The 23,163-nt window shown below is 35.3% G+C and carries 23 protein-coding genes; 10 read left to right on the top strand and 13 right to left on the bottom strand.

Features of this window, described 5'->3' with window-relative positions; all coding sequences use genetic code 11:
• The 6 genes from surA to AC0L5Q_RS10455 all read left to right on the top strand — a co-directional run bounded on the left by surA (position 1) and on the right by AC0L5Q_RS10455 (position 6,486).
• Positions 1-1,302 carry a peptidylprolyl isomerase SurA gene (gene surA / locus AC0L5Q_RS10430; RefSeq protein WP_473607418.1) on the top strand — a complete coding sequence of 434 codons (1,302 nt, stop codon included), beginning with the start codon at positions 1-3 and terminating at the stop codon, positions 1,300-1,302.
• Positions 1,302-2,282: a 4-hydroxythreonine-4-phosphate dehydrogenase PdxA gene (pdxA, locus tag AC0L5Q_RS10435; protein ID WP_473607422.1), complete on the top strand. Its 981-nt coding sequence runs from the start codon at positions 1,302-1,304 to the stop codon at positions 2,280-2,282. The genes surA and pdxA overlap by 1 nt, the downstream gene beginning before the upstream one ends.
• Positions 2,282-3,097, top strand: a complete 816-nt coding sequence (rsmA, locus tag AC0L5Q_RS10440; protein WP_473607426.1) for a 16S rRNA (adenine(1518)-N(6)/adenine(1519)-N(6))-dimethyltransferase RsmA — start codon at positions 2,282-2,284, stop codon at positions 3,095-3,097. Before pdxA ends, rsmA begins: the two co-directional genes overlap by 1 nt.
• 3 nt (positions 3,098-3,100) lie before the next feature.
• Positions 3,101-3,484, top strand: coding sequence for a Co2+/Mg2+ efflux protein ApaG (gene apaG, locus AC0L5Q_RS10445; protein WP_473607430.1), 384 nt, complete (start codon positions 3,101-3,103; stop codon positions 3,482-3,484).
• Position 3,485: 1 nt separating this feature from the next.
• The gene (locus tag AC0L5Q_RS10450; protein ID WP_473607434.1) at positions 3,486-4,313 is read left to right on the top strand and encodes a symmetrical bis(5'-nucleosyl)-tetraphosphatase; all 828 of its coding nucleotides are present in this window, start codon (positions 3,486-3,488) and stop codon (positions 4,311-4,313) included.
• A gap of 154 nt (positions 4,314-4,467) precedes the next feature.
• Positions 4,468-6,486, top strand: a complete 2,019-nt coding sequence (locus AC0L5Q_RS10455) for a methyl-accepting chemotaxis protein (protein ID WP_473607437.1) — start codon at positions 4,468-4,470, stop codon at positions 6,484-6,486.
• A 78-nt stretch (positions 6,487-6,564) separates the two neighbouring features.
• Here AC0L5Q_RS10455 and folA read toward each other — a convergent pair whose 3' ends face one another.
• The 4 genes from folA to rplU all read right to left on the bottom strand — a co-directional run bounded on the left by folA (position 6,565) and on the right by rplU (position 9,163).
• The gene (folA, locus tag AC0L5Q_RS10460) at positions 6,565-7,053 is read right to left on the bottom strand and encodes a type 3 dihydrofolate reductase (RefSeq protein WP_473607441.1); all 489 of its coding nucleotides are present in this window, start codon (positions 7,051-7,053) and stop codon (positions 6,565-6,567) included.
• A gap of 107 nt (positions 7,054-7,160) precedes the next feature.
• Positions 7,161-8,321, bottom strand: a complete 1,161-nt coding sequence (cgtA, locus tag AC0L5Q_RS10465) for an Obg family GTPase CgtA (RefSeq protein ID WP_473607443.1) — start codon at positions 8,319-8,321, stop codon at positions 7,161-7,163.
• A gap of 257 nt (positions 8,322-8,578) precedes the next feature.
• Positions 8,579-8,836: a 50S ribosomal protein L27 gene (gene rpmA / locus AC0L5Q_RS10470; RefSeq protein ID WP_076417120.1), complete on the bottom strand. Its 258-nt coding sequence runs from the start codon at positions 8,834-8,836 to the stop codon at positions 8,579-8,581.
• A 15-nt stretch (positions 8,837-8,851) separates the two neighbouring features.
• On the bottom strand, positions 8,852-9,163 hold the full coding sequence (gene rplU / locus AC0L5Q_RS10475) for a 50S ribosomal protein L21 (RefSeq protein WP_076417121.1): 312 nt from the start codon (positions 9,161-9,163) through the stop codon (positions 8,852-8,854).
• Between the two features lie 234 nt (positions 9,164-9,397).
• On the opposite strand from rplU, the gene ispB reads away from it, so the two are divergent.
• Positions 9,398-10,369: an octaprenyl diphosphate synthase gene (ispB, locus tag AC0L5Q_RS10480; protein ID WP_473607449.1), complete on the top strand. Its 972-nt coding sequence runs from the start codon at positions 9,398-9,400 to the stop codon at positions 10,367-10,369.
• 67 nt (positions 10,370-10,436) lie between these two features.
• Here the strand turns inward: ispB and AC0L5Q_RS10485 are convergent, their stop codons facing one another.
• The 3 genes from AC0L5Q_RS10485 to mdh all read right to left on the bottom strand — a co-directional run bounded on the left by AC0L5Q_RS10485 (position 10,437) and on the right by mdh (position 15,520).
• Positions 10,437-12,332, bottom strand: a complete 1,896-nt coding sequence (locus tag AC0L5Q_RS10485) for a sulfatase-like hydrolase/transferase (RefSeq protein ID WP_473607453.1) — start codon at positions 12,330-12,332, stop codon at positions 10,437-10,439.
• 31 nt (positions 12,333-12,363) lie between these two features.
• Positions 12,364-14,244, bottom strand: a complete 1,881-nt coding sequence (locus tag AC0L5Q_RS10490; RefSeq protein WP_473607457.1) for a sulfatase-like hydrolase/transferase — start codon at positions 14,242-14,244, stop codon at positions 12,364-12,366.
• A 340-nt stretch (positions 14,245-14,584) separates the two neighbouring features.
• Positions 14,585-15,520, bottom strand: coding sequence for a malate dehydrogenase (mdh, locus tag AC0L5Q_RS10495; protein WP_473607460.1), 936 nt, complete (start codon positions 15,518-15,520; stop codon positions 14,585-14,587).
• A 216-nt stretch (positions 15,521-15,736) separates the two neighbouring features.
• Between mdh and argR the strand changes: the two genes are divergently transcribed.
• Positions 15,737-16,210, top strand: a complete 474-nt coding sequence (gene argR / locus AC0L5Q_RS10500) for a transcriptional regulator ArgR (protein ID WP_473607463.1) — start codon at positions 15,737-15,739, stop codon at positions 16,208-16,210.
• An 87-nt stretch (positions 16,211-16,297) separates the two neighbouring features.
• Here argR and AC0L5Q_RS10505 read toward each other — a convergent pair whose 3' ends face one another.
• The 6 genes from AC0L5Q_RS10505 to AC0L5Q_RS10530 all read right to left on the bottom strand — a co-directional run bounded on the left by AC0L5Q_RS10505 (position 16,298) and on the right by AC0L5Q_RS10530 (position 21,863).
• Positions 16,298-17,221: a Dyp-type peroxidase gene (locus AC0L5Q_RS10505; RefSeq protein ID WP_473607467.1), complete on the bottom strand. Its 924-nt coding sequence runs from the start codon at positions 17,219-17,221 to the stop codon at positions 16,298-16,300.
• 112 nt (positions 17,222-17,333) lie between these two features.
• Positions 17,334-18,017: a 2'-5' RNA ligase family protein gene (locus tag AC0L5Q_RS10510; protein ID WP_473607470.1), complete on the bottom strand. Its 684-nt coding sequence runs from the start codon at positions 18,015-18,017 to the stop codon at positions 17,334-17,336.
• A 126-nt stretch (positions 18,018-18,143) separates the two neighbouring features.
• Positions 18,144-19,427 (bottom strand): ammonium transporter, encoded by a 1,284-nt coding sequence (locus tag AC0L5Q_RS10515; protein WP_473607474.1) that lies wholly within the window; start codon positions 19,425-19,427, stop codon positions 18,144-18,146.
• Positions 19,428-19,440: 13 nt separating this feature from the next.
• On the bottom strand, positions 19,441-19,779 hold the full coding sequence (gene glnK, locus AC0L5Q_RS10520; protein ID WP_076417128.1) for a P-II family nitrogen regulator: 339 nt from the start codon (positions 19,777-19,779) through the stop codon (positions 19,441-19,443).
• A gap of 307 nt (positions 19,780-20,086) precedes the next feature.
• Positions 20,087-20,932: an HDOD domain-containing protein gene (locus AC0L5Q_RS10525; RefSeq protein ID WP_473618287.1), complete on the bottom strand. Its 846-nt coding sequence runs from the start codon at positions 20,930-20,932 to the stop codon at positions 20,087-20,089.
• 97 nt (positions 20,933-21,029) lie between these two features.
• Positions 21,030-21,863, bottom strand: coding sequence for a DUF2797 domain-containing protein (locus tag AC0L5Q_RS10530; protein ID WP_473607481.1), 834 nt, complete (start codon positions 21,861-21,863; stop codon positions 21,030-21,032).
• A 163-nt stretch (positions 21,864-22,026) separates the two neighbouring features.
• Here AC0L5Q_RS10530 and AC0L5Q_RS10535 point away from each other — a divergent pair, with 163 nt between their 5' ends.
• Together AC0L5Q_RS10535 and AC0L5Q_RS10540 are read left to right on the top strand one after the other, a co-directional pair.
• Positions 22,027-22,302 carry a GIY-YIG nuclease family protein gene (locus AC0L5Q_RS10535; protein WP_473607484.1) on the top strand — a complete coding sequence of 92 codons (276 nt, stop codon included), beginning with the start codon at positions 22,027-22,029 and terminating at the stop codon, positions 22,300-22,302.
• A 151-nt stretch (positions 22,303-22,453) separates the two neighbouring features.
• Complete coding sequence (locus AC0L5Q_RS10540) at positions 22,454-23,161, top strand: DUF3581 family protein (RefSeq protein ID WP_473607488.1); 708 nt, start codon at positions 22,454-22,456, stop codon at positions 23,159-23,161.
• Positions 23,162-23,163 lie beyond the last annotated feature (2 nt).

Genomic DNA, 23,163 nt, shown 5'->3' on the forward strand with positions numbered 1-23,163 from the left:
ATGAAAAATACATTATCAGCATTAACCTTTATTACAACCTGTTTATTAAGTAGTACATTTCATGCTAATGCCAAGGAAGTAGAACTTGATCGAGTAGCCGCTATAGTCAATAAAGGCGTTGTTTTAGAGTCTGATGTAAAAAGCTTAATAGAAAATATTAAATCTCAATCAGCTAGAAACAATCAAAGCCTTCCCTCAGACAAAGCTTTACGTACGCAAGTTATTGATAAATTAATTAATACCGAATTAATTTTGCAAATAGGTGAACGTATGGGGCTACAAATTAGTGATGCTGAACTTGATCAAACGTTAACGAATATGGCAAAAGAAAATAAATTAACGTTAGAACAATTTCGTAAAACGATCATCGACAGTGGTTTAGATTATGAAGTTTATCGTGAAAATATCAGAAATGAAATTATTACAGGTGAAGTAAAACGCGCAGGCGTTGGACGTAGAATTTACGTATCCCCCCAAGAAATCAATAACTTAATGGGTTTAATGAAAGAGCAAACCAATAATAATATTGAATATCACTTAGGGCACATATTAATTGCTTTTCAGGGCGAACCTGACCAAGCACAAATTACGTCAGAGAAAAAACGAGCTGAAAAAGTTATTGAACTACTTAATAGTGGTAGCGACTTTACTAAAATAGCGATTGCATCGTCAGGTGACTCAACAGCCCTAGACGGCGGTGACCTTGGCTGGAAAGGGATAAACGAAATGCCTACATTATTTTCAGAGCTTGTAGATGGCAAAGAAAAAGGTACGGTTTTAGGACCTATTCGTACAGGTTTAGGCTTCAGTATTGTAAAAATATTAGACATTCGCGGTAAAGAAATTGTTGAAGTTGAAGAAGTAAAAGCCAGACATATTCTGATCAAACCTTCAGTGATCATGAGTGAAGCTAAAGCAGAAGCCACATTACAAGGGCTTTTAGATAAGATTGCCGCAGGAGAAGCTGACTTTGCAGAATTAGCTAAAGAATACTCTGAAGGTCCAACTTCAGTACGTGGCGGTGATTTAGGCTGGTCAGATCCTAAAAATTACGACCCTGCTTTTAGTGACGCTTTAGCCGCTCTTAAAATCGATGAATACAGCAAGCCTTTCCGTTCATCTTTTGGTTGGCATATTGCTCAGTTAACGGGCCGTAGAACACAAGACGCTACCGATGAAACAAACACGCGCAAAGCTCATAATATTATTTACAACAGAAAATTTGGTATGGAAAGCGCTCGTTGGATGAAAGAAACACGCGACGAAGCTTATATAGAAATTCTGGATAGAGGAAATCAATAATGGTACATCGCATAGCGATTACTCCAGGTGAACCAGCAGGAATAGGTCCTGATTTAGCAATAGCTATCGCTCAAAAGGCATGGCCAGTTGAATTAGTAGCCGTTGCTTCACCACAGCTTTTACAAGAAAGAGCAGCTTTACTTAACTTGCCTCTAAAGCTAATAACTTATGATCAGGAAAAACCGGCGCAACCATCACAGCCTGGTACTTTATCGATTTTACCTGTTGAATTAGCAGAAAACTGTATTGCTGGTGAACTTAACCAAGCAAATGGCGCTTATGTTGTTGAGACATTAAGAGTTGCCTGCGAAAAAAACATGAAAGGTGAATTTGACGCCGTTGTTACAGGTCCTGTACATAAAGGCTTAATTAACCAATCAGGCATCGCGTTTAGTGGCCATACTGAATATTTTGCACATCAAGCAAACTGTTCTGATGTAGTGATGATGCTAGCAACTGAAGGTTTACGTGTAGCATTAGTAACAACTCATATACCTTTAGCTTATGTATCAAAAGCAATTACCAGTGAAAGGCTTCATCGCGTTACCACTATTTTACATCACGATTTAGTTAACAAATTTGGTATAGAAAAACCTGTTATTTATGTTTGTGGTATAAATCCTCATGCAGGAGAAGGCGGTCATTTAGGCAAAGAAGAAATTGAAGTAATGACCCCAACATTAGATATTTTAAGAGCTGAAGGTATCAATGTAATAGGCCCATTGCCTGCTGACACCATCTTCCAAGAAAAGTACTTAAAAGAAGCCGACGCCATATTAAGTATGTATCATGATCAAGGCCTTCCGGTACTAAAATATAAAGGCTTTGGCTCATCGGTAAATATAACATTAGGCTTACCTTTTATTCGCACATCTGTTGATCACGGTACCGCAACAGATTTAGCCGGTAAAAATTTAGCCGATGCTGGAAGTATGATAGAAGCATTAAAAACAGCCATCGAATTAGCGAATAATCAATAATGAATTCAAGTACACATTTAGGCCATCAAGCAAAAAAAAGATTTGGTCAAAATTTTCTTAATAATGAAGTGGTTATTGAAAAAATTGTTGACGCTATTAATCCAGAGCCTAATGAAAATTTGGTAGAAATTGGCCCAGGATTAGGCGCATTAACAGAGCCCGTTGTAGAGCGTGCTGGAAACTTATCTGTTGTTGAATTAGATAGAGATCTTGCTCACCGTTTAAGACATCATCCCTTTTTAGCTCCTAAACTAACTATTTATGAAGAAGATGCCCTTAAATTTGATTTTTCAAGTTTAATAAAAGAAGGCCAGCCTTTAAGAATATTTGGTAACTTACCCTATAATATTTCTACTCCCCTTATTTTTCATTTATTAACGTTTAAAGATAACGTTCAAGACATGCACTTTATGCTTCAAAAAGAAGTAGTAGAGCGCATGGCGTCGGGTGAAAACAGTAAGTCTTTTGGTCGACTATCAATAATGACACAGTACCAATGCCAAGTAATACCTGTAATGGAAATTGGCCCTGAACACTTTACGCCGGCACCTAAAGTTGATTCAGCTATTGTTAGACTAGTACCTCATAAAGTCATTAAAAATCCAGTTAAAGACATTAAACTATTAAATACGGTTTGTTTAACAGCGTTTAACCAACGTAGAAAAACAGTCAGAAATAGTTTTAAAAAATTAATACCTGTAGAGATTTTGCAAGAACTGAACATTGATCCTACTTTAAGGCCTGAAAATTTAGCTGTTGATGATTTTATTAAATTAGCTAACTACCTTTATGATAATCCAGTTGAAATAAAATAATCTATGACTAACATGAAAAATGCGCTTGAGACAATAACGGTACAAACACAATTTATACCCGACCAATCAGATCCAGAAAACTTACGCTTTATATTTAGTTACACAATTACAATTACCAACAATACAGATAAAGCTTTTCAAGTGTTAACTCGCTATTGGTTAATTACTGATGCAAACGGCGAAACAACGACTGTTGAAGGAGAAGGTATCGTCGGCGAAAAACCTCATATTATCCCTGGCACAAGTTACACCTATACAAGTGGTTGTTTACTTAAAACCCCATTAGGGACTATGCAAGGCTATTATCAAGTTATTGATGATCAACAAAATACAAGCATTATCGATATTCCTGTATTTCAATTAGCTCTACCAAATATCATTCACTAATATGGCTATTTATTTTGTTGGAGATATTCAAGGATGTTTCTCTGAGTTATCTCTTTTACTTAAACAAGTAGAATTTAATAAAAACAAAGATGAACTTTGGGTAGCCGGTGACATGGTTGCACGTGGTACACAATCCCTTGAAACCCTCAGATTTCTTATATCGCTGGGTTCATCAGCTAAAGTCGTATTAGGCAATCACGATTTACATTTACTGGCCACCTATCACAAACTTAAAAAAGTAAAAGAACGCGACCATTTAACCGATGTACTCAATGCTCCTGATGTTGACAACATAATGAATTGGCTAGCCAGTCAACCTCTGATACAAAAATTGCCTAACGAAGAAGTCTATATGTCGCATGCAGGACTTTCTCCACAGTGGTCAGTTAAAGTGGCTTTAAAACAAGCGCAAAAAGCACATAAGCTTATAAAGTCTAAAAAAAGAATTGAATGGCTGAGTAAAATGTATGGTGAACATCCTAATAATTGGAAAAAAGCCAAAACAGACGTAGAAAAATTTCGTTACACTATAAACGCATTAACTCGTATGCGCTTTTGTCATGAAGATGGTTCATTAGATTTTGACTGTAAAAACACACCCAATAGTGCTCCAAAGCATTTAAAACCTTGGTTTACTCTGTCGGATCAATTAAAAGATGTACAATGGATTTTTGGTCACTGGGCGGCGCTAATGGGTGAATGTTCAAATTGTAATGTGTATGCGCTTGATACAGGCTGTGTTTGGGGAAGTCATTTAACCTTACTTCGTTGGCACGACAAAACCATATTTACACAAACATATGTACCCAAAAAAAATAAATTTCTTTAAATTCCCTTTACTATTATACATATTAGTTGAATTCACTCGTGAATACGGTAGAGTAATTGACTATAAGATAAATATTAGTCTAAGTACTAATTTTTTCTCAATCCGAGTCGATAATAACAATAATATTTAGATGTAACTTTATCAGGTGATATATATGAATTTAACCGTCGCGATAAAAATAATTGGTGGTTTTACCATTATTTCTATTTTCTTAATAGCAACAAGTCTTATCTCTTTAAATAATTTAGATACCATCCACTCTTCAACAACAGAACAAAATGAAGTTGCGATTCCTACATTAAAAGGTAGTAATAGGTTAGCTAATAAATTATCAAAAATTGGTAATTTAACATTAAAAGGCTATTACTTAACCGAGTTAACGCCATTATCTAATGAATTGGCTAGACTTAATACTACAGAAGCCGAATTTACTAACGAGCTAAATGATCTCAAAACCGTTGTAAAATCCAAACAAACACTTTTAGATAACTTAGAAAAAGTTGATGAATTATACGAAGCTCTACTAAAAGATGTGACTAGCGTATATACCAATAGAAAAATATCCATTGAGCAAAAAGCACTTTTAACAGAAAGAGTAGACTCTTTAGAAGAAAAAGCAGACGACTCTGTTACCATGTTACTTGATTTAGCAGACCACGATCTTGCAGATACTAAGTTACAGCGTGCTGTTACTTTAGGCGAAACGATTGAAACACGTTTTAATGGTATTGTTAGTTCTTCTTTTGAGTATAGAGACACAATTAATGCAACAACTGTCAATATAATTGAAAAAGAAATATCAAGTAACCTTTCTGAAATTAACACCTCTATTATTGAAATTCAAAACGAGCTTAACCAACTAGGCTTAACCGAGATATCGAACGACCTGTCTACTTCTCTTGTTGATATTTACGCGCTTATTTCTGGCAATAACAGTATTTTTAATAATAAAAAATTACAAATACAAGCTTTAGAAAATGCAACAAAAAGCTTAGCTTCTGCTGAATATGAAATTGATACCGTTAATGAGATTTTAACGAATCAAGTTAAACTTGCTGATGAAACTACATACAAAGCAGGTCAATCTGTAGAGCAAGCAGTTTCGGACGGTAATACACAAACTATCATTATCATGATTATATCTATTATATCTGCCTTGGGTATTGCTTGGGCAACACTCATTAGTATTACTCGCCCACTCAGTAAAGTTAACGAAATGCTTAATGTTGTTGCTTCAGGCGATTTATCTAAAAAGCTTGATGAATCAGGCCACGATGAATTTGCTCAGCTTGCTAAAAACTGTAATTTATTAATAGATAGTTTACGTACCCTAATCCAAGGTATCGTAAGTCGTTCAACTCAATTGGCTACAGCAGCAGAACAAACTTCAGCTGTTACAGCACAGGGTAGTGCAGCGATTGAAGAACAAAGAGCACAAGTTGAACAAGCAGCCTCAGCAACAACAGAAATGAGTAGTACTTCACAAAGTGTATTAACAAGCGCTAATGATGCTTTAAATGAAATTAAACAAGCAGACGATGAAGCTGAACGCGTAAAAGTTATTTCAGAACGAAATCGCCACACGATTGAAACATTAGCAAGTGAAGTAGAAGATGCTTCTCAAGTAATTAATCAGTTACAACAAGATAGCGCTTCAATTGGTGGTATTCTTGACGTGATTAGAGGCATAGCAGACCAAACTAACCTATTAGCATTAAATGCTGCTATTGAAGCCGCACGAGCAGGCGAACATGGTCGAGGCTTTGCTGTTGTTGCTGATGAAGTTCGTACACTTGCAAGTAGAACACAAGAATCAACTCAAGAAATTCAAACCATGATCACTGCCCTTCAAACAGGGGCTGAAAAAGCAGTATCAGTTATGGATACGGGTAAAATGCAAGCGTCTAATTGTGTAAAACAAAGTGAAGAAGCTGATAAAGCTTTAGAAATTATTACACATGCCGTACACGAAGCTTATGATCGCTCATCTCAAATTGCGACAGCTGCCGGAGAACAAAGCACGGTAGCACATGAAATAAGCAGTAATTTAGAATCTATCGTTGCGATTGCAGAACAAACAACCGAAGGCTCTAAACAAACAGCTGAATCAAGCAATGAAGTGGCTAAACTTGCAGAAGAATTACAGCAATCAGTACAAGAGTTTAAGTTGTAAGAAACGCTCAACAATAATTAGACAATAAAAAACCGCTAAATCAGCGGTTTTTTATTGTCTAATAAAGCAGGGTTAGTATTAGCTTTTTTCATACACACAAAAATCTAAATTATATTGATTTTTTTCATCGGCTAAAAATTTATTACTAACAACTTTTTTCCAAACATTTTCATCATAAAATGGAAATTGAGTATCTCCCTCAATATCCGCCTCTATATGAGTAATATACAAACGATGTGCCGCAGGTAAACAGTGTTGGTATATTGCACCACCACCTATCACCATAACCTCTTCAATTCCCTCTACTAAGCCTAACGCAGCATCAACTGTAGTTACAATATCAACGCCTTCAGCTTTATAATTAATATCACGAGAGATAACAATATTACGTCGACCCGGTAAGGGCCGCCCTATCGATTCATAAGTTTTACGTCCCATGATCACCGGTTTACCTAAGGTTGTTTTTTTAAAGTAAGCAAGATCAGCCGGTAAATGCCAAGGCATATCATTGTCTTTGCCAATAATACGATTATTAGCAGTAGCAACTATCATAGAAAGTATGGTCATATTAGGATTCTGTATTAAGTAAATTATAAGTAACTTGAATTTAAGTTAATAAAAAAGGTGCCTGTATTACTACTTATGCACCTTTATTAAGTGATAGATTAAAATAACTATTTACGATATTCCACTTCAACATCGTATTCGTCTTCATCCCAATCTTCATCGTCTAAGTCGTCATCTAAATCAGACATCGCATCTTCATGATACGTATCCCACTTAAATTCTACCGACTTACCATCAATAATTTCTTCTTCAACTTCTTTTGGTAATGCATCGATAAAATCCATTACATTATAACAAAGCTTTTCAGTCCCTGTTTTGTTAAAAGCAGAGATACTCTGAACATCACCTTCCCATGCTAAACCTTCAAGAATTCTATCAGTAACTTCTTTAGCTTCTTCTTCTAATAATAAATCTAATTTATTAAAAACTATCCATCTAGGTTTACTGGCTAACTTTGGAGAATGACGTTCCAGCTCGCTAATAATAGTTTTTGCATTCTCAAGTGGATCTGAACCGTCAGCAGGTAGTACATCAATAACATGGAGTAATATACGACAACGCTCTAAATGCTTTAAGAACTGTGTTCCTAAACCAGCACCTTCTGCAGCACCTTCAATTAATCCAGGAATATCAGCAATAACAAAACTACGCTGAGTATCTAATCGTACTACACCTAAATTTGGTACTAACGTAGTAAATGGGTAATCAGCTACTTTAGGTTTCGCTGCAGATACGCTACGGATCAAAGTTGACTTACCTGCATTAGGCAGTCCTAATAACCCAACGTCTGCTAATAAAAGCAACTCAAGTTGTAGGTTTCTAATTTCACCTGGTGTTCCATCAGTTTTTTGACGAGGAGCTCTGTTAGTACTACTTTTAAATCGAGTATTACCTAAACCATGCCAACCACCTTTAGCCACTAATAACTTTTGGCCATGAGTGGTTAAATCTCCAATTTGCTCGCCCGTATCCATATCAATAGTACGAGTTCCTACGGGAACCTTAAGCTCTAAAGCAGGAGAACCTTTACCTGTACAATCTCGGCTACGTCCATTTTCTCCACGTTTTGCTCTATGAAAACGTTCAAAGCGGTAATCAATTAGTGTATTTAAATTTTCATCTGCTACTAAATAAACATCACCGCCGTCTCCGCCGTCGCCGCCATTAGGGCCACCAAATTCGATATATTTTTCTTTTCGAAAGCTAACGCAGCCGTTTCCGCCGTCTCCAGCTTCAACTCTAATTTCAACTTCATCAACGAATTTCATTTCAGTTAGGCACTCCAAGTGATGCTTAGTTATATCTATTATACTCATTGCAATAATCAATTCACTATTTAGTGAGTAATCATTCAATGTGCATTATACCAATCGCAATAACCAATTGATCATTTATACTCGTCTAAATGATCAATTGATTAATACGTTTGGTATTATAAGCTATTTTCATTGCTTACAATATTTTATACAAAAAAAAACCCGCTAGCTGCGGGTTTTAGAACAATTTTGATTGTTATTAAATAAAACTACTCAGCAACAATACTTACAAATTTACGGCTCTTAGGACCTTTAACTTCAAACTGAACTTTACCGTCAGTTAAAGCAAATAATGTATGGTCTTTGCCGATACCCATGTTAGTACCTGGGTGAAATTTAGTTCCACGTTGACGAACAATGATGTTACCAGCCAAAATTGATTCACCACCGAAACGTTTAACACCTAGGCGTTTAGCTTCTGAATCGCGACCGTTACGTGTACTACCTGCAGCCTTTTTATGTGCCATGTTATAGTGCTCCTATTAGCCGTTAATACCAGTAATTTTCACTTCAGTGAACCATTGACGATGGCCCGCTTGCTTACGTGAATGTTTACGACGTTTAAATTTAACAATTTTAACTTTATCAGCGCGGCCTTGAGATACGATCTCAGCCACAACTTTACCACCAGCAATGTAAGGTGCACCTACATTAATAGCTTCGCCATCGGCGATCATTAAAACATTTTCAAACTCAACTGAAGAACCAACTTCAAGTTCAAGTTTTTCCAGACGAAGGGTTTGACCTTCGGTTACACGATGCTGCTTACCACCGCTTTGGAATACCGCGTACATAGCTACTCCGAACTGCGCCATCATTTAGTATGACGCTTAATTTTTAAAATATAGGGCGCGAATTCTACTCGAAGAAACCTATAAGGGCAAGCATAAAAGCGATCATTTTTAATTATTTTCTATTAGGTGTAAAAGAGTCAACATTGTGCGCTTCATTCTATCGTAAGATCGTGTAAACTCATCCACAATCTCGCATAAATTTTATCACGAAAAACAGGTTACTTTCTACGCTTTATGGATCTCAAAAACATACAACAACTTGCCCATGATGATATGTCATTGGTTAATGACCTAATTTACTCACAGCTTCAATCAGACGTTGCTTTAATTAATCAATTAGGTATTTATATTGTGAACGGTGGCGGTAAGCGTATGCGCCCAATGTTAACCGTTTTAGCTGCAAAAGCATTAGGTTATGATAGAAATGAACATATTTCTATTGCTGCCATTATTGAATTTATACATACAGCTACCCTATTGCATGATGACGTGGTAGATGAGTCTAATATGCGTAGAGGACGTGAAACAGCCAATGCATTATTTGGGAATAGTGCTAGCGTACTCGTGGGTGATTTTTTATATACACGTTCTTTTCAAATGATGACAAAACTCAATAATATGAGAATTATGGATATTTTGTCTGACGCTACAAATATTGTTGCTGAAGGCGAAGTGTTACAATTAATGAATTGTAACGATCCTGATACAACTGAAGAAAGTTACTTAGAAGTTATTTATTGTAAAACTGCAAAATTGTTTGAAGCTGCCACTCGTTTAGCTGCTGTAGTATCAGAACAGTCTGAAGAAATAGAGCTTGCAATGCTTAATTACGGCAAGCACTTAGGTACTGCTTTTCAACTTGTTGACGATATTATGGACTATACCGCTGACTCGAAAGAAATGGGAAAAAATGTAGGTGACGATTTATCGGAAGGCAAGCCTACACTACCACTACTTTATGCTATGCAACAGGGTTCTGAAGTCCAAAAACAGTTAATTAAAGATGCTATAGAGCACGGTAATGGCATGGATAACCTAGAAGCGATTCTTACCGCCATGAAAGAAACAGGCTCAATAGAATACACGCAGAAAAAAGCGGAAGAAGAAGCCGATAAAGCTATAACTTCGTTACACTTGCTTCCTGATTCACAATACAAACAAGCATTAATTGAACTTGCTCATGTTGCAGCTAATAGAAGTAGTTAATTAGTCTTTTGCCTTTACCTATCAGAGTCTGTTGTGCGCCATCATCAGACTCTGTAATTTTCATGCTTTAATGACACTCTTTAGGAAATAAGTTTTCTACTCCATTAAGCTTTCTATCATGGGCACCTATCGAGAAATCACTTACGTAATATCTATTGGGTTTGAGCCAATTAACCTCAACCCTACCATCACCAACAATAATATCTGTTAGTTTTTTTCTAAGCGCTATAGCCACTTTTTCATATGCTTTATCATAAGCGACATTATTTTGTTCGTTCGTATCACAATGTAAGTCATAAAGTGCCATTTCTACTTGTTCTGCTGAAGCAGAATATACCCACTTGATATTTTCACCAGGTTCATAGCCATGCCCAGGAAAACCATTTTCTTTACGTACTCTCATTGAAAAAGCAAATCGCTCTGCTCTAAGGTACGCTCTAGGAGTATTAAAAACATTAAGTTCACCAATAACATAATCCCTTTTAAGTTCTTTATCGCGAATAATTTGAGCTAAATCAAAGCCATCTAAATGCTTTCCTTCTGCGGCTAAATCAATCCCTGCTGCGCCTAATAAAGTTGGAGCTATGTCAACGTATTCAGTGAACTGATTAAATACGTGCCCTTGAGGAAAACGCTTTTTAGTTGAATCTACCGCAATAATAATACCTTGATTAGAAGTGTTCCATGGTGAAAATTTCGCTTCTATACCTTGCTCACCTAACTGCCATCCATGATCTCCAACCGTTAATAAGATTAAATACTCTTGATCTAATTTCTTATTATATTCCTTAAAAGATTCAACTGCTTGTCCAATTAAATAGTCTCCATATGCACAAAAAGCATAATAATCAGCAATAGCTTGTTGTTTCTCTTCAGGTGTTAATTCATCTGTTTTTAAACGATTAAATACGGTCCTTAATTGTGGAGGTAATTTCTTCAATTCATCGCGGCTAAAATCAGGTACATCGTAATGTTTATTTTTAAACTTATCGCGGAATGATTTTGGCGGTAATACTGGTGTATGAGGAAAATGAAATCCCAAGTTAACCATCAAAGGTTTAGATGTATTTGGCCCAGACAACTTTTTATTATAATCGGTTTGATAAGACTGATTTTGATTACTTAGATATTGTTGAAACGACTTTAAAATATAGCCGTCCAATGTTTCACCAGCAGGTTTAGAGCTAACACCACCAATAATAAGCGTTTCTTGAGAACGAGTATAAGATCGTAGAATATCGAGTTCTTTATCAATGGCGGATGTTGATGAATCAAAACCTTTATTAACCGGTAGATTAACAACACGTTCTTCAGGGAAAATAAAACGCTCTGTTTTTCCTATATGTTTCCATTCTTTATCAAAGTGATCAATTTTCACAAAATCTGTTAAGTTATTGTGAGCAAGATCATTTTTCATATCCACTACCGTGTCGTAAAAACCTAAACTATTCCATGTATTACCATTTTTATATTCATAAATTCGAACACCTTGCTTGCCGAATAATGCCGTTTGATAGCCTTTATCACGTAATGCCACAGGAATAGGTTTAGTCATTAAATCATGCTGATCATGTGTTCGTTCAAAACCAAAGCGACCGCTATGATGTGGGTACAATCCCATGATCATTGAACTACGAGATGGCGCACATGCTGGCGAGTTATTGTAGGCATGAGTAAACATAACGCCCTCTTGCGCAAGCTTGTCAATATTTGGCGATTCTACATATCCTAATGCACTCGCATTTTCTCCACGTTGATCACGATTGAAAGCAGCAATTGAATCAGCACGCTGATCATCAGTAATAATCCAGAGAATATTAGGCTGTTTAGTTACTTTTTTTAACGCTGGCAAGTTAGCTTTTATTGGACTAGCTAATTGACTATCCGTAGAAGCATTGGTCTGACACCCTTGTATCAATAAAATTGTAGCTAGACATGACCATGTTGTTAATCTCTTGAACATTTTAGTTCCTATTTATTACTAACTATTTAAACTAGTTTGGTATTATTTCAGCAGGAATATCCGCCTTTTTATCATCGGCACCTTTAGAAAAGTCACTAAAATGATAAACATTTGCTTGTGACCAATCAGCTTCTATTCGACCATCACCCAATACAATATTGCCTAATTTATTTCTAAACCATTTAGCAAGGGCTTGATATTCTTTATTATCAGCAACATTATTTCTTTCAAGAGGATCGTATTTTAAGTCATATAAAGCCAATTCCACTTTTTCATTTGGCGCAGTTAACCCCCATTTAATATCTTTACCTAACTGCTCAGATCTAAGGTTGTTATTGTTATGTGGACGGGTTCGCATAGAAAAGCGGAAGCGGTCTGTATGCATGTATGCGCGCGGACCATAAACAAGATTAATTTCACCTAAAATATAGTCTCTTTTAATTTTGCCATTCATTACATCAACAAGGTTAACGCCATCTAAATAATCGAATTGATTATCAGCGGTATTAACACCAGCAGCATTTAAAATCGTAGGAGAAAAATCTACAAACTCAACTAAGTCATGATTAACCTGATGCGATGGAATAAGATTTTTATTAGAAGAAACAACAATTGCAGCATTGTTAACTGATTGTACCCAAGGACCAAATTTAGCTTCAATACCTTGCTCACCTAGATGCCAACCATGGTCACCTACCGTGAAAATAATTAAATATTCTTGATTATTATCAATGCTGTATTTTTTGAACGTTTCAATAGCATCACCCATTAAGTAATCGCCATAAGCACAAAAAGCATAATAATCTTGAATAGCTTTTTGTTTTTCTTCATCAGTAAAACTATCAACCTTCATCGTTTTATAAAGTTGTAGTAACTGCGGAGGTAACTTGCCGAGCTCTGCTTTTTTATCAAAATCAGGAATATTGTAAACTTTGTCTTTAAAACGATCTCGAAATGATTTTGGTGGTAATACTGGCGTATGAGGTAAATGAAAACCTAAGTTGATAAATTGTGGCTTTGAAGTATCTGCCCCTTGTGCCTTTTCGCCCCAGCTAGTTTTAAATATCTGATTGGGATTCTCTAAATAATTTTTCATCTCTTTAACGATATAACCATCAACCGTTTCACCTGCTGGCTTAGGGTTAACACCAGACAAGATTAATTCTTTATTACCGCCACGTGTATAAGAACGAATTAAGCTAAACTCTTTATCTGATTGATTTTTCCCTGCAATATCTTCTTTTGTTAATGGCCCTTCTTGGCGTTTTAAATAATACGACCTTTTATCACCATTAGCGTACAAAATATTTTCTGTATAGCCTGTAATTTCGTTCTTCTCATTGTACCCAGCTTTAGTATATATATCCCCAAAGCCATTTTTTTGAATGTCATGCTTAAAATGAATTTTATAATCAAATAACTTAGCATCATGAAAACCTTGGCCAGGGCCCCATTTGTATATATAGCTATCCACCTTTCCAAAAGAAGAGGTCGAATAACCACTACTTCTCATTGTTTGAGACACAGTAGGCTTAACAAAATCAGGTTCTTGATGAGTTAATTCAAAAGCATAATGACCATTTCTAAATGGGTACCTTCCTGAATGTATGGATCCCCGTGATGGACCACAAGCAGGCGAATTGTTAAATGCCTGAGTAAACAACACGCCTTCCGCTGCAAGTTTGTCAGCATTTGGGGATTCAACATAACCTAATGGACTATTTTTACTACCATAAACAGCTTGATTGTAAGCCGAAATAGAGTCTGGTCGTTGGTCGTCAGTTATAATCCAAAGAATATTAGGTTTTTTTTCAGTTGTTAGTTCTTGTGGTGAAGAACCAAGTTCAACAGAACAAGCGGTCAATGCTATACACGTACTTATAAAAAATATTATTAAAACTTTTTTGATCATTATTATGTCTCTATAAAGAACAATATACGTAAAGGTGACTCATCTAATTCAGGCTCTCACCATGTTAACGTTAACATGGTGAGAATTTACAATACTTAACAGACAAATACAATGCGTAATTTGATAGCCTAAACCCGAATAATAGAGAAGTAAAAAATGAATATAAAAAGAAATTTACACTATTTTAATTTCACTTGGATTAATTTAAAAAACAAAGACACTAAAATAACTTTGTATTAAATACATCAATAATAGAAGCGAAATAAATTTAAAAAAGAATAAAAAAAACCAGTCATTGACTGGTTTTTCATAAAGAAATTAACTTACATTTTTAATAATGTTAGCCATTGATAAAATCAATACCTTCTTTAATGTCACTCTTAAGTGTATCAAGCATATCTTCTTTCGCTTTTTGCTCAAATGCACTTAATTCACCGTAAGGTAATAATTCAACAACGCCGTTAGGACCTAAGCGTACAGGTTGAGCAAAGTATTGTGCATCTTCGCCATTACCTTCAACGTATGCATAATCTACAACGTCTTCGCCTTGGATACCTTTCACTAAAGACATACAAAAACGAGCAGCAGCAGCACCCATAGATAAAGTAGCAGAACCACCACCAGCTTTAGCATTCACAACTTCAGTGCCTGCATTTTGAATGCGAGGAGTTAATGCTGCAACTTCTTCATCAGTGAAAGTAGCACCTTCAACTTGTGAAAGTAGAGGTAAAATAGTAGTACCTGAATGGCCACCAATTACTGGAACTTTAACATCAGCAACATTTAAGCCTTTAAGTTCAGCAACAAACGCTTCACTACGAATAACATCTAGTGTTGTAATACCAAATACACGATTTTTATCGTAAGTACCTGCGGCTTTAAATACTTCAGCAACAATTGGCACAGTACCATTTACTGGGTTAGTAATAATACCCACTAATGCTTTAGGGCAGTTTGCAACTATACCTTCAGCTAATGTTTTAATAATACCTGCGTTTACTGCAAATAAATCAGAGCGATCCATACCTGGCTTACGTGGCATACCTGCTGGAATTAATACAATATCAGCTTTAGTTAATGCATCACCTAAAGCGTCAGCACCAAAACCTTCAACTTTAACTGCTGTTGGGATATGGCTTAGATCAACCGCTACACCTGGAACAACTGGTGCAACATCATATAAAGATAATTCAGAACCCGCTGGTAATTGAGTTTTTAATAATAAAGATAACGCTTGGCCAATACCGCCAGCAGCGCCTAGAACAGCAACTTTCATGTGGTGTCTCCGTTATTTGAGTAAATACGTAAATACTGATGCACGAAAGATATAGTATTGGTCATAAAAAAACAATTATTATTAAGAAATATACGATATAGCTTATAGTTTAATGACGTTTTTATTAAAAACACATATACTAATATGTTTATTCAGGTAAGTTGTTGTTATAACACTTAACAACCTTTAATTTACTCAATTTCAGAATAATAAATCATGGCGGAACAATTGAAACAAGAAGCGTTAATACAAGCCTTTAAAGAACTACTTAAACAAGAACAGTTTGCCTCTCAAGGTGAAATTGTTGATGCACTAAAGGCCCAAGATTTTGATAATATTAGTCAATCAAAAATTTCAAGAATGCTCAGTAAATTTGGTGCAGTAAGAACTCGTAATGCACGCCAAGAAATGGTTTATTGTTTACCGGCTGAATTAGGTGTGCCAACAGCTAAAAGCCCTCTAAAACAACTTGTATTAGATATTGAACATAATGATGTAATGATTATTATACGAACGAGTCCTGGTGCTGCTCAGTTAATTGCGCGTTTATTAGATAGCTTAAGTAAAAGTGATGGCGTATTAGGAACTATTGCCGGAGATGACACAATATTTATAGCGCCAACCAATGTGACTACTATTAAAAAAACCATTGCCAAATTAAAAACATTATTCTCGAAGAACTTACCTTAATAATTAAAAAACATCTTCACTCATGTTTAAATTGCATAACGATAAATAGTTATGCATATCTGAGCTGAAGTTCTTATTTTAGTAAAATTAATCAGCCAATTTTTCCAGAAAACTTAAGCTTGGAGCAAAAAAAGCAGCCCCTGTTTCAGCTTGTGTATATTTAAGCATGTGATCAAAGTGACCATCTTCATCGCCAAAAATCATACTTTTCAACATCATTTCAAAAGGTTTTGGCGATTGACAATAAGATACAAAAAATAGCCCTTGATGTTTGATATCTCCGTACGGCATGCTTTGTCTTAATATTTCGATACTATTACCATTATCATCTTTTAAACCTGTGCGTTTAATATGAGAAGTCGGTAACTTGTTTTCTGTACTGTATTCTTCATTGTCTATTTTGGTTCGAGAAAAAACATCTTCTTGTGCTTTAACCTCTAAAGTATTCCATAAATTTAAGTTATGACGATAACGCTGAATGTGTAAATAACTTCCACCTGAAAAGTTTTCATCGTCAGCCTCGCTTACTAGAGCAATTTCCCTTCTATGTTGACCTCTCGGGTTTTCAGTGCCGTCAACAAAGCCAGTTAAGTCTCTTCCGTCAAGAAAACGAAAAGCTCGTACTTGTTCCACTAATTCAACACTGTCATCTAATAAAGCACACACTTTAGTGCTAACAATGTGATTTACATCTAATCTGTCACTTCTAATTTCTATATAAAGATCATAATTATTTGCCGGAGCAATACGATCTTCACAAGCCATTAAGGGAAAATTAGTCAGTTCTTTAGGGCGAGCTTTAGAATAAAACTCATCCCAATAACCCGCACCAATAGCAAAAACACCAATAAGATTAGCCTCAGAAAACCGGTCTGCGTATTTATCAAGTAAAGCAGGCAATCTTGATAATGCTTGACGTAAATGATCGTTTTTATCATCTAAAACATTAAACAGTAAATAACTCCCATGCAAATTAGGTTCTGCACAAATACCAAATTGCTCTCTAGCCATAAAATCTTATTCACCTATTTCATTACTTTGTTTTAACAAAGTTTTATTATTTATTATACCACCTCAAACTGTGAGTTTCTGCGCATTACAGCTGACATAGATATATGTTTAATTATAATTTTATTGTAGACAAAATAACTGTGTTGTCTTCTTTATGATACCAATCATTATAAACTAATTGTAATTCCTTTACGTGCAAAACACCTAAGTCTAATTTTCTAAATTGTTCTAATAACTGAATAAATTCTTTCATCTGCTCTAATTTATGTCGAAAACGAATGGCTGTACTATGTGCAGTATCAATTTTATAACGTTCATCTATTGTATTAAACAAGCCTGATTGAGCAAATATCTTACGCAGGTTATTTCTTAAGTATAATAGTGAATCATCCAACGGAAAGCCTTGAAGCATAATACAAGATGAAGATGCAGTTATTCCTTTAAAGCGAACTTCAAATGGTTTTATACCCACCACAGACTCAGATATTAGCGACTTGTATTGATTAATATTTATTTGTTCTATTGTGAAGTTCTCGTTACACGAAATCAAAGATAAAACAGTTAAATGCAACTCGTTTTCTGAATAATAATATTGCTTTGGTTCTATACATTTTAATTTTTCAAAAAGCTGATTAATCTCAACACCTAAGTCTGATGAAAACTTAGCAATAACGGTGATCCCTTTCCTATTATCGTAATTTGAATAAAGATTAGGATCTATATCTACACCTTGATCTGCAAAATGCGCTTGTGATGTTTCCCACATCGCATTGTATTTTTTCTCTAACATATCCATAAAAAAACGATTCGCCTCGTTATACTTACCACCGATACTATTGATTAAGTTATATCACTTTTATTATTGTGAAATAAAAAAAAGCAGCCCTAGGGCTGCTTTGGAAAGTGTTATTAAAATTACACGTTATTGTCCGCGTGTAAACTCTGGGTATGCTTCCATACCACAGTCAGATTTATCAACCCCTTCATATTCTTCTTCTTCTGTTACACGAATACCCATAACCATTTTCAATACAAACCAAACAATGAAACTTGTTACAAATACCCAAATAAAGATAGTAGCAGCACCAATTAACTGACCACTGAATGAAGAACCATCGTTAGTTACCGGCACTAATAATAAACCGAATAAACCAACCACACCGTGAACAGAGATAGCACCTACAGGATCATCAATCTTAACTTTATCTAAAGCAAGAATAGATAACACTACGATAACACCAGCGATAGCACCGAAAATTGTTGCTTGTAATGGTGTAGGTGTAGAAGGTTCAGCAGTAATAGCAACTAGACCTGCTAATGCACCGTTTAAACACATAGTTAAATCAGCTTTCTTAAATAAGATTTTAGCAAATAATAATGCAGCAATTGCACCTGCAGCAGCAGCAGCGTTAGTATTTAAAAAGACCATAGCTACTGAGTTTGCGCTTGCAATATCACCCAGTTTTAATACAGAACCACCGTTAAAACCAAACCAGCCCATCCATAAAATAAATGTACCTAATGTAGCCATTGGTAAGTTAGCACCTGGAATAGCGTTTACTTTACCGTCAGCAGTATATTTGCCTTTACGAGCACCAAGTAAAAGAACACCTGCTAAAGCAGCAGCAGCACCCGCCATGTGAACAATACCCGAACCAGCAAAATCAGAGAAACCTAAGTCACCTAAAGTGTATAAACCAAATACAGATTCACCGTTCCAAGTCCAGCTACCTTCCATAGGGTAGATAAAACCAGTTAAAACAACAGTAAATGCTAGGAAAGCCCAAAGCTTCATACGTTCAGCAACAGCACCAGATACAATTGACATTGCAGTAGCAACAAATACTACTTGGAAGAAAAAGTCAGACGCATTTGCGTATACTGAACCGCCATCAAAACCAGCTTCAGCAGATTCAGCTAACACAGTTGAGACTAAAGCATCAGCATTCGCAGCACCATCTAGTTCAATTCCACTTAAAAATACACCACCACCATACATAATGTCGTAACCAATGACTAAATACATAATGCAAGATATAGAATACAAGGCTATATTTTTAGTTAAAATTTCAGCTGTATTTTTAGCTCTTACTAAACCAGCTTCTAACATAGAGAAACCAGCTGCCATCCACATAACCAATGCACCACATACTAAAAAGTAAAAAGTGTCCATTGCATATTGAAGTTGAAAAATATTTTGTTCCATTATGACTTACCCCTTAAAGTGCTTCAGCATCGTTTTCGCCAGTACGAATACGTACAGCTTGTTCTAAGTTGTAAACGAAAATTTTACCATCGCCAATTTTACCGGTATAAGCGGCTTTAGTGATCACTTCAACCAAGCGATCAACTATATCGTCATTTACAGCAACTTCTAATTTCACTTTAGGTAAGAAATCTACTTGATATTCAGCGCCGCGATAAAGTTCTGTATGCCCTTTCTGACGACCAAAACCTTTAACTTCACTTACGGTAAGACCTTCAACACCTATTTCAGATATCGCTTCGCGAACATCGTCAAGCTTAAAAGGCTTTATAATTGCATTAACTATTTTCATGTATGTACCCCTATTTTTGTTTAATAAGTACTATACAAATCACATGCCAAAGAATTAATCATATAAAAAACATATAGATAGTGGGTTTTGTGGATTTACATCTTTAATTATTGCACCAAAAACACACACACTAAGGGCAAGTTGACATAAGTTGGTGCACATAAATAAAGGATTGTAAAAAAGTAGAAAAAGTGAACATTTAGAGGAAGTTTAATAAAGAAGATTGTAACCTATACCTCTACTATTCAAGGTATAGATCCCTATTAGAACTAAAAGTATTATCAAAAGAAGTATTCAGCTATCACTTTTAATAAACAAATGCAGAGCCTGGCGATAAAATCGATAAAATACTTAATCGCTCGATATTACAAAAATGATTAGCCGCAACAATCATTTTTGGAGAAACATTTAAATCAGTTAAAATATCTTTTTTTATCAATGAAGAGGGTTTATGAGTTTTACATTGATAATTTAATAGCATGACACGCTTAGATAAATACAACAGTTTAGCTTCAACAGTGGCATGTTCAACATCATATTCATCTTGACTACGTATAGGCTCAATTAAGCTATAAGGTAATTGCCATTGTTTAAGTAATTCACCACTACATTGCCCATAGGTAAAATCAATAATGCTCTGTTGTTTATCCCATGGAAATTCAGAAGTAGTAATCGAGTTACATGCCTTAATTTTACTTGGCATACTTTGATGAACAGCTAATTCACCAATATTATGTAATAAACCTAATATGAATAAGCGCTCAGCATTAATCACATTTAATTCTACACCTAAAAATTTGATGATTAACGCACAATCCACCGCTTGTTCCCAAAAATTATCTAAATACTCAGGAGCTGCAGAAATAGATTTAAACGCATCAGTTGTAAAGTAAGCGATAACTAAGTTATATACTTCTGTTATACCTAGTACTAACACAGCTTTTGAAATGGTTTCGATCTTACCGGGGTAATTAAAAAAAGAACTGTTAGCTAATTTAAGAATGGTTATCGAGAGTGTAGGATCTAAAATAATAATCTCGGCAATATCATCAATGGTCGATGAGTCATTATCAATTAATTCTTTAATACGAGTAAATGAATCAGAAAGAACAAAAACCTCTTCAGCATTTTCTGCACATTCAAATGCATTCATCACACTATCTCCAAAATGACTAAGATTAAACAACCAGTAACTAAATTGTAGTAGAAAACGTGAGTAAATCACAGCTAACTTATTAATAGAATAAAGGTTAACTCCACTTAATACTAATATGATAAGAAGTAAACTTTCTCATATTTATAACACCTTTATCAAAAATAAGGTATTGCCCTTTAATTCCTAGCAAAACTCCCGACACTACAGGTGTTTTATCAAAATTAAATGAGCTGATTTTTTCTAAATATTCCTGCACGGGGTAATGTAGTTCGACAACCTCACTTTCTAATGATTCAACGGCATCTTCACCATATTTTAAGGCAATATCAGCCAGCTTTTGAGCTATTTTAGGTTTTAACTCTTCAGCTTTAGCTTTTAGATCTATTTTTTCAGGCGAACCTTTTAACATTGCCCGCCAGTTAGTTTTATCAGCAACAAACTCAGAAAGTGCAACTTCTACTAACCCTGATTGAATTCTAGAAGCCACTTTAAATATAGGTAAGGCCTGTATTGCACCTTGATCAATCCACCGAGTTGGTATTTGTGTGTGCCTTGTAATTCCTACTTTCAAACCTGAACTATTTGCTAAATAAACATAATGAGGAACAAAACAGTTTTTGGTACCCCATTCAGGTTCACGGCAAGTGCCTAAATGATGATGACAGGTTTCTGGTTTCATAATACACATATCGCATTGCGCTAGTTTTTGCATACACGGATAACAAAAACCTTGTGAATAACTCTTTTTGGTCTTTCTACCACAATGACTGCAATTAATAGTACCAACATGTTCAAGTGTAATATGTTTACCAATAAGTTCATTCAAAGGAATACTTTGCTCACCAATAGGTAATTGATATTGAATATTTCCTTGAGAATCGAGCTGTGCGGTGAGTTTACTTAATGAACCTATTTCGGATGTGAACATGAATAAAACCTAAAATTAATGATAAATGGATAAACTATTAACGATAAAGAGAGAAGAAAACGTTTATCTAGGACTGTTGCACAGTATACTATGAAAATATCAGACAAACCGCTAACGTTTATAAGGAATAATACTTAAAACGTTACCCCACTAAAAAGTTAACATGTCCTCTAATTGGTACGTATATTTTGTAAGATGCTCTGATAACAGTCTCTATACTGGTATAACCACAGATCTACAGCGACGAATAGATGAGCATAATCATTCAAATAAATTAGGCGCAAAATATACACGTGTACGCCGTCCTGTTGAATTAGTTTATTGGGAGCAACAGCTTGATAGAAAAACAGCAAGTCAGAGAGAATACCAACTTAAACAATTAAAAAAAGCAGCTAAAGAGAATTTAATTGCAATGCAGGATAAAAAAGATAACATATAGTGTTACACGTGTACGCTGAATCTCTCTATTTTATTAACATTCCCCTAATAAACTTCTCTTTTAGTTTTCGATTTTTTAGTTTTACAGTGGTAGAATGCCCCCGTTTTTTACACCCGTAAATTAAATATATTAAAAGTGAAAATAACCTACTATGTTTCTTGATGATTTCTATAACACTTCAAACAACAAAATAAACTTCACGCGCATACAAGCAAGTAATTTTGCTAAAAAAATTGCAGATGACTTTAACCCTTTGCATGATATTGACGCGAAAAGATTTTGTGTACCAGGCGACTTATTATTTTCACTCGTGCTTGCAAAATCAGGTTTGTTTCAACAAATGGATTTTACCTTTTCAGGCATGGTATCAGATGGTGTTCATTTAAACTTTCCAAATGATATTAACGGTGAAGCGAGTATTTCAGACGATAACAATAAAGAATATATGCATGTTAAAACGTCTGGTAACTCAACCAAAAATGAGAAAACGATTGAAGCTCTGATCAGAGCTTATGTAGAGTTTTCTGGCCATACCTTCCCTCATATTTTAGTCAAATTAATGGCTGAAAATAACGTAATGATTAATCCTGCTCGCCCTATGGTGATGTATGAGAGTATGTCTATTCAGCTAGAAAACATTGACTTTACTACTGTTAAGCTAATCGAATCCACGTCAAAACTTACTATTGACGGTAAACGTGGCAATGCTTGTTTAGCCTTTGATCTACTATCTGATGGTGTTACTGTGGGTCATGGTAAAAAACACATGTTGTTAAGCGGATTGCGTGAATACTGCCAAGAAACCATTGATGTTATCGTTAACGACTTTAACAACACCAAAGCAGCTTATATTAAATAGCC

The organism is Pseudocolwellia sp. G5-9, from assembly GCF_055808995.1.